This is a genomic window from Streptomyces sp. NBC_01012, from assembly GCF_045162755.1.
Lineage (GTDB): Bacteria > Actinomycetota > Actinomycetes > Streptomycetales > Streptomycetaceae > Streptomyces.
The window spans coordinates 3,791,901-3,805,010 of sequence record NZ_CP108688.1 but is presented as its reverse complement, the minus strand read 5'-3'; the positions used below and the strand labels follow the sequence as shown (position 1 = coordinate 3,805,010).

The 13,110-nt window shown below is 69.3% G+C and carries 15 protein-coding genes; 5 read left to right on the top strand and 10 right to left on the bottom strand.

Translation table 11 applies throughout. The annotated features are described in order from the left end of the window. Positions 1–410 precede the first annotated feature (410 nt). Positions 411–1,868 (top strand): replicative DNA helicase, encoded by a 1,458-nt coding sequence (dnaB, locus tag OG623_RS17190; RefSeq protein WP_406151866.1) that lies wholly within the window; start codon positions 411–413, stop codon positions 1,866–1,868. A 27-nt stretch (positions 1,869–1,895) separates the two neighbouring features. Here the strand turns inward: dnaB and OG623_RS17185 are convergent, their stop codons facing one another. Next, complete coding sequence (locus OG623_RS17185; protein ID WP_406147483.1) at positions 1,896–2,462, bottom strand: dihydrofolate reductase family protein; 567 nt, start codon at positions 2,460–2,462, stop codon at positions 1,896–1,898. Positions 2,463–2,560: 98 nt separating this feature from the next. Beyond that, positions 2,561–3,127 (bottom strand): peptide deformylase, encoded by a 567-nt coding sequence (def, locus tag OG623_RS17180; protein WP_406147482.1) that lies wholly within the window; start codon positions 3,125–3,127, stop codon positions 2,561–2,563. A 69-nt stretch (positions 3,128–3,196) separates the two neighbouring features. Between def and OG623_RS17175 the strand changes: the two genes are divergently transcribed. Both OG623_RS17175 and OG623_RS17170 read left to right on the top strand, forming a co-directional pair. After that, positions 3,197–3,805, top strand: coding sequence for a helix-turn-helix domain-containing protein (locus tag OG623_RS17175; protein WP_406147481.1), 609 nt, complete (start codon positions 3,197–3,199; stop codon positions 3,803–3,805). A 37-nt stretch (positions 3,806–3,842) separates the two neighbouring features. Then, positions 3,843–5,222, top strand: a complete 1,380-nt coding sequence (locus tag OG623_RS17170; RefSeq protein WP_406147480.1) for a serine hydrolase domain-containing protein — start codon at positions 3,843–3,845, stop codon at positions 5,220–5,222. 99 nt (positions 5,223–5,321) lie between these two features. Here the strand turns inward: OG623_RS17170 and OG623_RS17165 are convergent, their stop codons facing one another. Genes OG623_RS17165 through OG623_RS17155 form a run of 3 tightly spaced genes read right to left on the bottom strand, consistent with a single transcriptional unit; the run spans position 5,322 to position 7,469 of the window. Beyond that, on the bottom strand, positions 5,322–6,485 hold the full coding sequence (locus OG623_RS17165; RefSeq protein WP_406147478.1) for a winged helix DNA-binding domain-containing protein: 1,164 nt from the start codon (positions 6,483–6,485) through the stop codon (positions 5,322–5,324). Between the two features lie 45 nt (positions 6,486–6,530). After that, entirely contained in the window at positions 6,531–6,983 is a 453-nt protein-coding gene (locus OG623_RS17160; protein WP_362886366.1) for a GNAT family N-acetyltransferase, read from the bottom strand. Between the two features lie 27 nt (positions 6,984–7,010). Beyond that, a complete protein-coding gene (locus tag OG623_RS17155; RefSeq protein ID WP_362886368.1) occupies positions 7,011–7,469 on the bottom strand; it encodes a MarR family transcriptional regulator in 459 nt (152 codons plus the stop codon). Positions 7,470–7,611: 142 nt separating this feature from the next. Between OG623_RS17155 and OG623_RS17150 the strand changes: the two genes are divergently transcribed. After that, positions 7,612–8,856, top strand: coding sequence for an MFS transporter (locus tag OG623_RS17150; RefSeq protein ID WP_406147476.1), 1,245 nt, complete (start codon positions 7,612–7,614; stop codon positions 8,854–8,856). Here the strand turns inward: OG623_RS17150 and OG623_RS17145 are convergent. The 5 genes from OG623_RS17145 to OG623_RS17125 all read right to left on the bottom strand — a co-directional run bounded on the left by OG623_RS17145 (position 8,756) and on the right by OG623_RS17125 (position 12,702). Next, complete coding sequence (locus tag OG623_RS17145) at positions 8,756–9,268, bottom strand: DUF2269 domain-containing protein (RefSeq protein WP_406147475.1); 513 nt, start codon at positions 9,266–9,268, stop codon at positions 8,756–8,758. The genes OG623_RS17150 and OG623_RS17145 overlap by 101 nt on opposite strands. Before the next feature lie 167 nt (positions 9,269–9,435). Next, positions 9,436–9,915: an NUDIX domain-containing protein gene (locus tag OG623_RS17140; protein WP_406147474.1), complete on the bottom strand. Its 480-nt coding sequence runs from the start codon at positions 9,913–9,915 to the stop codon at positions 9,436–9,438. Positions 9,916–9,967: 52 nt separating this feature from the next. After that, complete coding sequence (locus OG623_RS17135) at positions 9,968–10,864, bottom strand: LysR family transcriptional regulator (RefSeq protein WP_406147472.1); 897 nt, start codon at positions 10,862–10,864, stop codon at positions 9,968–9,970. A gap of 271 nt (positions 10,865–11,135) precedes the next feature. Continuing rightward, entirely contained in the window at positions 11,136–12,260 is a 1,125-nt protein-coding gene (locus OG623_RS17130) for a cystathionine gamma-lyase (protein ID WP_406147470.1), read from the bottom strand. A 64-nt stretch (positions 12,261–12,324) separates the two neighbouring features. Then, positions 12,325–12,702 (bottom strand): phage holin family protein, encoded by a 378-nt coding sequence (locus OG623_RS17125; RefSeq protein WP_406147468.1) that lies wholly within the window; start codon positions 12,700–12,702, stop codon positions 12,325–12,327. Positions 12,703–12,780: 78 nt separating this feature from the next. Between OG623_RS17125 and OG623_RS17120 the strand changes: the two genes are divergently transcribed. Next, positions 12,781–13,098, top strand: coding sequence for a cupin domain-containing protein (locus tag OG623_RS17120; RefSeq protein ID WP_406147466.1), 318 nt, complete (start codon positions 12,781–12,783; stop codon positions 13,096–13,098). Positions 13,099–13,110: the final 12 nt, after the last annotated feature.

The following is a 13,110-nucleotide window of genomic DNA, read 5'->3' as shown; positions in this document are numbered from 1 at the left end:
TGCCCGGTTCGCCGGGGAGTCGATTCCGGTGATCTTGAGCTCAGGGCAAAAGTTTTTCTCCCCCACAGCCGGTGGATGGAGAAATGCCAGGTCAGTGGCCCCTTCTGAGTTCGCTTATGAGTTTGTCCACAGTGCTGTCCCCCGGTCCGTGCACAGGAACGGAAGGGTTCTCCACAGCATCTGGTCCGTCGTCCACATGCCCTGTGGATAACCAGATTGGCTGACGGTGCGGACCGGCCTACCGTGGGGCGGCGCCCGCACTCCGTTCCGGCATGGAAGACCGCAGAACTTGACGCGCCGGAACCGGAGTCGGGCGTCTTGTTTGTCGGTGCCGTGCCGTAAGAAAGAGTGGCACGGCTAGGTCCGCGAAGCGGACGGGAGGAGGTGGCCCGGTGAGCATTCCCGAGCCTTTGGACGATCCCTGGACCGATGTCGGTCCCGGCGACCGTCTGCCCGTATCCCGTCAGCGCCGCGGAGACGGCAAGGGGCGCGACGAGCAGCACGAGCGGGGCCGGGAGAGCGGCTGGGACGGCGGGTCGTCCGGGTTCGAGAGGGTGCCCCCGCAGGACCTCGACGCCGAGCAGTCCGTCCTCGGCGGCATGCTGCTCTCCAAGGACGCCATCGCGGACGTCGTGGAGATCATCAAGGGCCATGACTTCTACCGCCCGGCCCATGAAACCGTCTACACGGCGATCCTCGACCTCTACGCCAAGGGTGAGCCGGCCGACCCGATCACGGTGGCGGCCGAGCTGGTCAAGCGGGGCGAGATCACCAAGGTCGGTGGCGCCCCGTATCTGCACACGCTGGTGCAGTCCGTGCCGACCGCCGCCAACGCCTCGTACTACGCGGAGATCGTCCACGAGCGGGCCGTGCTCAGGCGCCTCGTGGAGGCCGGGACGAAGATCACTCAGATGGGATACGCCGCCGACGGCGACGTCGACGAGATCGTCAACTCCGCCCAGGCCGAGATCTACGCCGTCACGGAGCAGCGCACCAGCGAGGACTATCTGCCGCTGGGCGACATCATGGAGGGCGCTCTCGACGAGATCGAGGCGATCGGTTCCCGCAGCGGCGAGATGACCGGTGTACCGACGGGGTTCACGGACCTCGACGCCTTGACCAACGGCCTGCACCCCGGCCAGATGGTCGTCATCGCGGCCCGCCCCGCCATGGGTAAGTCCACGCTCGCCCTGGACTTCGCCCGGGCCTGCTCGATCAAGAGCAATCTGCCGAGCGTGATCTTCTCCCTGGAGATGGGGCGCAACGAGATCGCGATGCGTCTGCTGTCGGCCGAGGCCAGGGTGGCCCTGCACCACATGCGCTCGGGGACCATGACCGACGAGGACTGGACGCGACTGGCCCGTCGGATGCCTGATGTATCGGCCGCGCCGCTGTACATCGACGATTCGCCGAACCTCTCGATGATGGAGATCCGGGCGAAGTGCCGTCGGCTCAAGCAGCGGAACGACCTCAAGCTCGTGGTCATCGACTATCTGCAGCTGATGCAGTCCGGCGGGGCGAAGCGGGCGGAGAGCAGGCAGCAGGAGGTCTCGGACATGTCCCGAAACCTCAAGCTGCTCGCCAAGGAGCTGGAGCTTCCCGTCATCGCTCTGTCCCAGCTGAACCGTGGACCCGAACAGCGCACGGACAAGAAGCCGATGGTCTCCGACCTGCGTGAGTCCGGCTCCATCGAGCAGGACGCCGACATGGTGATCCTGCTGCACCGCGAGGACGCGTACGAGAAGGAGTCCCCGCGCGCGGGCGAGGCGGACCTGATCGTGGCGAAGCACCGTAACGGTCCGACGGCGACGATCACCGTGGCGTTCCAGGGTCACTACTCCCGCTTCGTGGACATGGCCCAGACCTGAGGCGGGCGGTCTCGTGGACGCTGCTGCTCAGCGCCTTGTCTCGTGCCTGGTCAGGACCACGCCGCCGGGAAACGTCCGGGTTTCCACCAGGTTCAGGTCCACCCAGTTGTCCAGCGCGGTGAAGAACGGCGTGCCGCCGCCCACCAGGACCGGATGGGAGGCGATCACGTACTCGTCGATCAGTCCGGCGCGCATGGCCGCCCCGGCGAGCGTGGCGCCGCCGATGTTCATCGGGTCGCCGTCCTCGGCCTTGAGCCGGGTGATCTCGGCGATGGCGTCGCCGGTGACCAGGCGGGTGTTCCAGCCGACCTCGTCGATCGTCGAGGAGAACACCACCTTCGGTGTGTCCCGCCAGTTCCGCGCGAACTCGATCTCCGCCGGGGTGGCGCCGGGCTGCTGGTCGCCGGTCGGCCAGTAGGAGCTCATCGTCTCCCACAGCTTGCGCCCGTACAGCGACAGCCCGCTCGCCCGCTCCTGGTCGAGCCACCACTGGAACAGCTCGTCGCTCGGCGGTCCGCTCCAGCCGATGTCGTCGCCGGCCGCGGTGACGTAGCCGTCCAGGGTCAGGTTCATGCCGTAGATCAGTTTCCGCATGGCCGAGCCTTCCGTCCGTGGGTGTCCGGGTACAGACCAGCGTGGCGCGGGGAACTCATCGGTGCGCGATCCGGATGTGCCGCCAGTCCTCCTGGAACTCAGCGGGGTGTGCCAGGGCGAGCGGCCTTCTCGGCGCGTAGGGCGAGGACGCCCTCGATGCGGGCCTCCATCTGCCGCAGCGCCTCCTTGCGGTCCCGCCCGGAGAGCCGGTCCAGATAGATGCGGCCGGCGAGGTGATCGGTTTCGTGCTGGAGACACCGGGCGAAATAGCCCTGCCCTTCGATGACCAGCGGATTGCCGTCCTTGTCGAACCCGCGAGCCACGGTGCGATCGACGCGGGGAACCGTCATGGTGGCGCCGGGCACGGAGAGACAGCCCTCGAATTCCTCGACGAGCCGGCGGTCGGCCGGATCGACCCGGTCCAGGACGGGGTTGATGAGGTGTCCTGTGTGCCGGACTCCGTGGTCGTCGGGGCAGTCGTACACGAAGAGCCGCAGGCCGACGCCGACCTGGTTCGCGGCGAGTCCGGCGCCGTCCGCCACGTACATCGTCAGGAACATGTCGTCGATCAGTGCGGACAGCTCGGGAGTGCCGAATTCGGTCACCTCCCGGCACGGGACCCTGAGGACCTCCTCACCCACCACCGTGACCCGGCGCACCGGCATATCCATCTCCTGCTCTGCTCGTTCGCTGCTCGCTTGCCAACTGCTTTGCAAAGTAGCAGACTTTGCAAAGTGACTGAAGATGACCTCACCACTCCACACGGCCGAACCGGCGGTACCAGCGGCACCGGCGAGGAACTGCGTGCGCACGAGGTCCGTACGGCCCTCCTGGACCTGCTCGCCGAAGTCGGCACCGTCACGGCGACCGAAGCCGCTGCCCGGCTGGGCCACAGCTCGGGTCTCTGCTCGTTCCACCTGCGGCAGCTGGCGCGTCATGGGTACATCGAGGAAGCGCCCCACAACGGCGGCCGCGCACGCCCCTGGCGTCTGCTGCGGCATGACCGAGCCGCCGGTTCGGCCGACGCCGCGGAGGAGCAGTTCGGCGACCTGGCCCGGGGGCTGGAGGACGAGAGCTGGCAGCGCTGGCTGAACCAGCGGGACGGGGCGCCGGCCGAATGGCGCCGTGACGAGGCCTTCAGTGCCGTCGCCTACCTGACTCCCGACGAGATGAGCCGGGTCGCCGAGGTGGTGCGACAGGCTCTCGCGCCCTACCAGGTCCGCGAACAACGCCCCCTGGCCAGGCCCGACGGGGCCCGGCCGGTGGCCCTCATCACCCGGCTGTTCCCGCTGCTGCCCCACACGGCGGGCGAGGCGGAAGACGGCCCGACAGCTGCGGAATGAGTTGGTCAGACCGGTGACACGCGGGTCATGCTTGGGCATGACCTCTTCCGAAGTTCTGCTCCCCAGTACCCGGCGTGCGTTGCTGCACCGCGTCGCCACCGCACAGGCCGAGGGCCGGACCCCTTCCCTCGTCGCAGCTGTGCAGAGGGAGGGGCAGATCGCCTGGATCGGCGCCCGCAGCTGTGTGGACGGTCATGAACCCGACGGCGACACGCAGTTCAGGATCGGCTCCATCACCAAGACGTTCACCGCCGTGCTGGTGATGCGCCTGCGCGACGAGGGGCTGCTGGATCTGGACGACCCCCTGGAGAAGCACCTGCCGGGCACGGATGCCGGACAGGTGACCGTCTTCCAGCTGCTGGGCCACAGTGGCGGGCTGCCGGCCGAGGCGCCCGCCCCCTGGTGGGAGAGGACGCCGGGTGCGCTGCGTCCTGAGCTGGCGGATGTGCTCGGGGAGAAGCCCGTGATCCGCCCGACCGGCCATGGGCACCACTACTCGAACCCCGGTTACACGCTGCTCGGATCTCTTGTGGAGAGGCTGCGGGGCGATTCCTGGGCCGAGGTGCTGCGCAGGGAGATTCTGGAGCCGCTGGGGATGGACCGCACGACCTCGCAGCCGTGTGCCCCGCATGCGGGCGGCTGGGCCGTCCACCCGTGGGCCGACGTCATGCTGCCCGAGCCGTCCGAGGACCTGGGACTGATGGCGCCGGCCGGTCAGCTCTGGTCCACCACCACCGATCTGCTCCGCTTCGCCGCCTTCCTGGCGCAGGGGGACGAGCGGGTGCTCCGCGCGTCCTCGGTCGCGGAGATGCGTGCCCCGGCCGCTCCGTCCGAGGCGGGTGACTGGGGTGGCACGTACGGCCTCGGTCTTCAGGCCGTACGCCGCGGCAACCGCACGCTCCTCGGCCATATGGGCTCGCTCCCCGGCTTCCTGGCCGCGCTGTTGTTCAGTGTCGAGGACGACGTGGCGGCGGTGGTGCTCACGAACGCCACCTCCGGCCCGCTGATCGGTGGCGTCGCCGCGGACCTCCTGCAGATCGTCACTGACGCGGAGCCGAGGATCCCGGAGCCCTGGCGCCCGCTGCCCGAGTTCGACGAGGAGCTGCTGGCGTTGACCGGGCCCTGGTACTGGGGCACGCAGGTCCACGGACTGAAGTTGCTCGCGGACGGTGGTCTGGAGTTCCAGCCCCTGCGGGGCGTCGGCCGCGGCGCTCGGTTCGAGGCACGCCCCGATGGGACCTGGACGGGCCTCAACGGCTACTACGCGGGGGAGACGCTCCGGGTCGTACGGCGCGATGACGGCACTGTGGACCATCTCGACCTGGGATCGTTCGTCTTCACCCGGGAGCCGTACGACCGGAGCGCGGCCGTTCCCGGCGGCGTGGACGAGGGCGGCTGGCGGGGGCTCGCCACCTGAGAGCGCGGGTCGGTGTTTCACGTGAAACACCGACCCGCGCTCCTCCCGGCTCCCCACGACCGGGACTCCTCCACGACCGGGACTCCTCCGGCGAACGGATCAGGCCGTCAACTCGCGTTCCAGAGGTGTACGGAAGCGCGGCGTGACCCGGGCGTCGCCCGTCCATGCCGACAGCCGGCCCGCCTCCTCCTCGATGCGCTGTGAAGCCTCCCGGCCCACATCGGACAGCAGCCGCCACACCGGCTCGCCATCCGCGCGCTGTGCCCAGCCACCCACGATCGCGCCGTTCCACCACACCGTGGGCCCGATGTTTCCGGCGCGGTCGAAGAGGTCGGCGCGATGATGAGCGGGCAGGTGGAAGCCGCGGTCGGCCCAGCCCATCGCGCTCGGGTCCAGACCGGGCAGCAGGGCGGCCCAGGGCTCCGGAGCGGGATCGGCGGCGAGATCCCCCGGGGCGACCAGGCCGGCGGTCCCGTTGTCGAGCAGGACCTCCTCGGCGCCGAGGGCGGCCAGGGCCGCACGCGTCTCGCGGACACCCCAGCCGGTCCACCACTTCAGATCGCCTTCGGTCCCAGGGCCGTAGGAGCGGAGCCAGCAGCGGGCCACTTCCACCCGGGCCTCGGTGGGATCCAGTACGGGCCAGGGCTCGGTGGCCGTCCAGCGGAACTGGCTGGAGGTCCATGACCCCCGGGGCCGGTCCCGCCGGATGCGGCCGTCGGCGGCCAGCACCCGGATCACCCGGGAGGCGACTCCTTGCACCGCCTCCTGCTTCGTCCCGGGAAAGATGGTGATCTTGGTGCGCAGCGCGGGTACGGCGGCCGACAGCTCGCTCCCCGTGGCACGGCCCCGAGCGGAGAGGGCGGCGAGTGTCCGCAGCTCGGTATCCGCGAGCCACCGCTCGTCCAGTCCGTTGCCGTCCTCCCGTAGATGCTTGAGGAGCTTCTGGCGCTCCCTGGCGGCCACGGCGCGGGCGTTCGACGCGGCGACCGCGGGTGCGGCCTGCGCGGACACGGTGAACAACGTGTTCCGCATGGAGAGCAGCCGCACCAGCGAGACGTCCTCGTAGAGCGCCCGTTCCACCGCTGCGACCCCCGGGTCGGTCAGCCGCGCGCAGACGGAGAGGAAGACCGTGGCGGCGTCGGTCGAATGCAGGGCGACGACGGCATCGGCCACATCGACGGCGGAAGCGGCCCGCACGGACGGGGCCAGCAGATGTCGTCGGCCGAGCCTGATCCTGCGCTGCTCGTCACTGATGCGGTGCACGCGCTTCCTCCCGGAGTACGGAGCTGTCCGGAGCTCATCAACGGCTCAGAGGGTGAGTTTGAAGCCCACATGGCTCGCGGTGAAGCCCAGCCGCTCGTAGAAACGGTGGGCATCCGTGCGGCTGGCATCCGACGTCAGCTGCACCAACTGGCAGCCCTGACGCCTGGATTCATCGACCGCCCACTGGATCAGCTGGGTGCCGAGGCCGCTGCCGCGCTCGTCCGCGTGGACGCGGACACCCTCGATGAGGGAGCGGGTCGCACCGCGTCGGGACAGGCCGGGAATGATCGTGAGCTGGAGCGTTCCCACGATGCGGCCCTGGCGCACGGCCACGGTCAGATGCTGGTTCGGGTCGTCGGACAGTCGCCGGAACGCGGCGTGATAGGGCGCGAGGTCGTCCGGGGACTCACGCTGTGCACCCAGCGGGTCGTCGGCGAGCATGGCCACGATGGCGGAGATGTCCGCGAGTGCCGCAGGGCGTATGTCGAGATCGCTCATGATCGGCAGACTACGCAACGCGCCGGCTCAGGCGGGGACCTTGAGGTCCTCGACCGTCCGGACCAGCGGGGCCAGCTCCGGGTTCTCGGCTGCCTCGTCGAGAGCGGCGCGGAGCGCGTTGTCGTTGGTCGGCCTGGCCTCGTTCAGCAGGGTGAGACCCGTTTCGGTGACGTCCGTGTAGATGCCCCGCCGGTCCGTGTCACAGAGGTACCGGGTGAGAAGGCCCCGGTCCTCGAGCCGGGTGACCAGCCGTGTGGTGGCGCTCTGGCTCAGCACCACCGCGTCCGCCACCTGCTTCATCTGCAGATGGCCGCCCGTGCCGCTGTGCTGGCGGCTCAGGACGTCGAGCAGGGAGAACTCGCGTGCGCTGATGCTGTGGTGGGACTGCAGCGCCCGCTCGATGCGCGCCTCGATCTTCCCGTGGAGCAGGGAGAGGGCACACCAGCTCTGGGCGAGGGCCGTCAGTGCGGGGTCTGTCGCTGTCATCGTCCGTCTCTCCTCCGTGCGGGAGCTGCTTCCGTTCCAGGATAGGGCACGAACGCAATAGCCCGTGCTTGCCAATAATGAGCGTCTGCAATTATTGTCGACGCCCGTAAGGCGCAGACGCAATCTTCAGGGAAGGACACCCATGCCGCTCGCGCTCCTCGCCCTCGCCATCGGGGCATTCGGTATCGGCACCACAGAGTTCGTGATCATGGGGTTGCTCCCCGATGTCGCGTCGGACTTCCAGGTCTCGATCCCGACCGCAGGCTTCCTGGTCACGGGCTATGCCCTGGGTGTGGTTCTCGGTGCTCCGCTGATGACCGTCCTGGGCACTCGCGTGACCCGGAAGCGGATGCTGATGGTTCTGATGGGCCTGTTCATCGTCGGGAACGTCGTGTCCGCGCTCGCTCCGGTCTTCGGGGTGATGCTCGCCGGACGGGTGATCGCCTCACTCGCGCATGGCGCCTTCTTCGGCATCGGATCGGTGGTGGCCGCGGAACTGGTCGCTCCCGAGAAGAAGGCCGGCGCCATCGCCATGATGTTCACCGGGCTCACCACGGCCAACGTCGTCGGAGTCCCGCTGGGGACCTCCATCGGTCAGAACTTCGGCTGGCGGGTCACGTTCTTCGTCGTCGCGGGGCTCGGTGTTCTGGGACTTGTCGGCGTGGCGAAGCTCGTTCCCGAGCAGCCGAAGCCACAAGGTGTCCGAATCCGCCATGAGCTGGCCGCGTTCCGTAATGTGCAGGTGCTGCTCGCCATGGCGATGACGATTCTGGGCTTCGGCGGAGTCTTCGCGGCGATCACCTACATCACCCCGATGATGACGGAGACCGCCGGCTTCGCGACCTCGTCCGTCACCTGGCTGCTGGTGCTCTTCGGGCTCGGCATGGTCGGCGGGAATCTCCTCGGCGGGAAGTTCGCCGACCGCCATCTGATGCCGATGCTGTACGTGTCGCTCGGCGCGCTCGCCGTGGTCCTGGCCCTGTTCACCCTGACCGCACACAACAAGATCGCTGCCGCGGTGACCATCGTCCTCATCGGAGCCCTCGGCTTCGCGACCGTACCGCCGCTTCAGAAGCGCGTTCTGGACCAGGCGGCCGGCGCACCCACCCTGGCCTCCGCCGTCAACATCGGGGCCTTCAATCTCGGGAACGCGCTCTCGGCGTGGCTCGGCGGCATCGTCATCGCGGCCGGGTTCGGCTACACCGCGCCCAACTGGGTCGGCGCCGTACTCGCAGCCTCGGCGCTGCTGCTTGCCGTGCTCTCGGGTGCGCTCGACCGGCGGGCGGTCACCGCTGGGAGGCTGGTTGTCGCGCAGGCTCCCGAGCCTGCCGCAGGCGTAGGCCCCGGCGAGTCGGTCCCCACGGCTTCAGTACCGATATCGCGGTGATGAAGAGATACGTGGCCGTGGCCACCGAGGGCGCGATCAGCAGATCGATGTCTGCCGCACCCCGGGCCGCGGCCTCGTCGATGCCCGGGCGGAGCGCGAAGATCGACAACCCCGCGGTGATCAGGGTCAGCCAGAACTTCGTCCAGACCCAGCGGTGCCGGGCCAAGCCCCAGGGGGTCCCGAGCGCCAGCAGCAGGCCGCTGAGGAGGGAGAGCAGGGCGACCGGCACGATGAGCCAGTCACTGAAGACCTTCATGGCGCGGGTGGCGGCCTGAGCCATCGTGGCGTCGTGGGTGAGGTACGCGCTGAGGCCGAGAGCCAGCAGCCCCACGGTGAGGCCCAGCCAGCTCACGGACACCGCTACGTGGGCGACGAGGAGGCTCCGGCGAGCAGGACGCTTGAGTGGTTTCACGTGAAACACGGTGTCAAGCGCGGAGTCGGCCGACATCTGACAGCGGGAGTATTCCCGGCTACTGGCCTCGGCGTACGAGGGGTGCGCGGCGTACGCCCAGCACTCGATGTACGCGGAGCGCCCGGTATGCCGTCATGCACCCGTCCCCACGCCGAGGCGCGCGGGTCTCAGCCCAGATCGGGTGCGTGCAGCGCCCGCACGCCCTCGATGTTGGCGTCCAGATAGTGCCGCAGGGACAAGGGCACGAGGTGCACGGCGGCGATTCCGACGCGGCTGAAGGGCACCCGGACGATCTCGTACTCCCCGCGGGGCTCGTCGATCTCCGGTCCATGGCGACGCGACAGGTCCATCGAGACCAGTCGGCAGAGGAAGAAGTACTGCACCTTGACGCCTTTGACGCCACCGCCGGCGATATGTTCGACGGTGTCGACGAAGCAGGGCACGACATCGACGACCTTGGCGCCGAGCTCCTCGTCGACCTCGCGGTGCAGCGCGTCGACGACGGTGGCGTCCTCCGGCTCGACCCCACCGCCCGGCGTGAGCCAGTACGGGTCGACACCGGGCTTGGTGCGCTTGATCAGGACGAGCTCATCGCCGTCGAGCAGGACGGCGCGTGCTGTGCGCTTGACCACCGGGCGTTCGGTCATGGCAAGAGCGTGGCCCGGGAAACCCCATCTGAAACGCCCATCGGCCGACCGGTCACCAGTCCACGGCAGCACGCACCAGCCACTCGTGCGCCCGCGCGATATGCGGAAGGCCGAGTGTCCCGGCCCTGGCCAGCAGGAAGTACGTGCGCAGCGGCGGTATCGGCGGATCGAGCAGCGCCACGACCTCACCCCGCTCCAGCGCGTCCTCACAGAGATAACGCGGCAGCACGGCGAGACCGGCACCCGACGCCGCGCACTCCAGAACCGCGCGGAGATCCGGTGCGATCACGGCCGCGGAAGCGGCGGGGCGGCTGTCGAAGACCGCCGCCCAGTAACGGGACACCAGGGGCAGGCTCTCGTGCACCTCGACCACCGGCAGCTGCTCCAGGAGCACGGAACCCTTGTGCCGCAACGCCCCCGGCCCCAGCCGCCCTGCCCAGCGCGGTGCGGCGACCAGGACGTGCTCCTCGTCGCAGAGGGTGGTGGACGTCAGCAGCCCACCGCGCGGGCGGGCGGTGGTGATGGCCAGATCGTGGTGCCCGGCCGCGAGCCCCTCCAGGGTGTCCTCGGTGTTCGCGACGAAGGTGCTGCGCAGCGCGAGCCCCTGGGCGATCAGCGGGGTGAGGGCGGGCAGCGCCCGTACGGAAGTGAACTCCGGGGGACCGGCCAGGTGCAGGGTTCTGGCCCCCGACTCCTCGTCGAGCCCCGCCTCCACGATGTCGACCAACGCGTCCAGGTGCGGGGCGGCACGGTGGGCGAGCTCGTCGCCGACGGTGGTCGGGGTGACCCCACGGGCCCTGCGCAGGAAGAGCGGGCGGCCCAGCTGTCGCTCCAGCGTGCGTATCTGCGAGGTGACGGCAGGCTGGGACAGCCCGAGCAGGGCGGCGGCCCGGGTGAAGGATCCGGCCCGGTGCACCGTGACGAATGTGCGCAGCAGGGCCAGGTCCATGCTCCGCCCCCTCCGCCCTCACGAACGTCGCGCCGTCCCGCACCGTCCCTCGCGACCGCCCCAACTATAAATATGTCGATAGGTCGCTGTCGCTACTGTGATTGGACACTGACGCAGAGTCAACTAGCCTTGTCCAGGCGGTTCTCGGCGCAGGAACCGGGGTGGTCCGAGTCACGAGGGGGGAGGCTCGGACCGCTCGTCCCGGGCGGGACCGGTCCGGTGGACGGGGACGCCCGTCCCGGACCGGTTTTGCCAGGACCGGACGGCAGGATCAGCGCGCGGAGGCGTCCAGCGCGCGTTCCACGTCGGCCAGCAGATCCTCGGGGTCCTCGGCGCCGACCGAGAACCTGATGAAGCCCGCCGGTACCGCGTCCCCGCCCCACCGTGCCCGGCGCTCGGCGGTGGACCGTACGCCGCCGAAGCTCGTCGCGTCGTCGACGAGGCGGAGCCCGGCCAGGAAGCGCTCAGCGGTGGCCTCGTCCGCCAGCACGAACGAGACCACGGAACCGAAGCGCCGCATCTGCCGGACGGCCGCCGGGTGCGAAGGGTCTCCGGGCAGCCCCGGATAGCGCAGGCCCTTCACGTCCGCGCGCTTGGACAGGGACTCGGCCAGGGCCAGCGCTGTCGTGCACTGACGGTCGATCCGCAGCTGCAGCGTGGCCAGCGACCGGTGCGCGAGCCAGGCCTCCATCGGGCCCGGAATGGCGCCGACCACCTTGCGCCAGCGCCGTACTCCGGCCATGAGCTGCGGGGCGCGGCAGCTGACGTGCCCGAGCAGGATGTCTCCGTGCCCGGTCATGCCCTTGGTGTCGCTGGCCACCGAGAAGTCCGCCCCCAGTTCGAGGGGACGCTGGGCGAGAGGAGTCGCCAGGGTGTTGTCGACCGCGACCAGAGCACCCGCGGCGTGCGCGGCCTCCACGAGCCTGCGCACGTCACAGACGTCGAGGCCGGGATTGGACGGGGTCTCGATCCACAGCAGCTTCGCACCGTCGAGCAGTGCCAGCTGGGCGTCCCCGCCCGTCGGCGCGGTCCGCACCTCGATGCCGTACGCCTCCAGCTGCTCCCGCAGCAGGGGGAGCGCCTGGTAGCCGTCGTCGGGCAGGACCACGACGTCTCCCGTGCGCGCCTGGGACAGCAGCACGGCCGAGATGGCGGCCATCCCCGATGCGAAGACCGTGGTCTCGACCTGCTCCCCCGGTGACTCCAGCTCGCCGATGGCGCGCTCCAGGTGGGTCCAGGTCGGATTCGTCTCCCGGCCGTACGTGTAGGGGCCGACAGGCTCGCCGGACAGATGGAAGTGCGCGGCGAAGACCGGGCCGGGAAGGGTGGGCTCGTACTGCTCCGGTTCGGGCAGGCCCGCTCGTACGGCCCGTGTCCCGTCGCCCGTGGTGCTCATGCTGATTCCTCGTCTCTCCCCGGCGTCCGCCGGTCCGTGTCGCACTGTGCCAGCACGGGCGAAATCAGTCGTCGTCGGGGAGCACCACGTTGAGCGCCCAGGACACGATCGAGATGATGAGGCCGCCCAGGACGGCGGTCCAGAAGCCCTCGACATGGAAGTTCACGTCGATGACGCCGGCCAGCCAGGAGGTCAGCATCAACATCAGAGCGTTGACCACCAGTGTGATCAGCCCGAGCGTCAGGATGAACAGAGGCAGGGTGAGCACCTTCACCACCGGCTTGACGATGAAGTTCACCAGACCGAACAGCAACGCCACCACGATCAGCGTGAGTACCTTGCGACCCGTGTTGTCACCGGTCAGCGTGATGTCCTGGAGCAACCAGATGGCTACCGCCAGCGCACCCGCGTTGGCGATCGTCTTGACTACGAAATTCTTCATGTGTCTGATCGTGGCAGACATGATCGGTGGCGAACACCGCCGGGACCGACCGGTGCGGGCGCGAGGGGCGGACGGACGATGAAGGCATTCAGACTGGACGAGCTGGAGGCGGAACGCGCTGCGAACGAAGGCGCGTATCTGCAGTTCATCCGGGAACGCAACATGTCCGTCGGCCTGTACGCCCTGGACGCGGGAGCGCTCGATCCGCAGCAGCCGCACCGGCAGGACGAGGTGTACCTCGTCGTGAGCGGCCGCGCCTCGATCACGGTCGGTACGGAGACCACCCAGGTGGGACGGGGGAGCGTCGTGTACGTACCCGCGGGTGCCGTGCACAAGTTCCACCACGTCACCGAGGACCTCAGGGTGATGGTGATCTTCTCCCCGCCGGAGGGCTGACCGGCCCGCGCG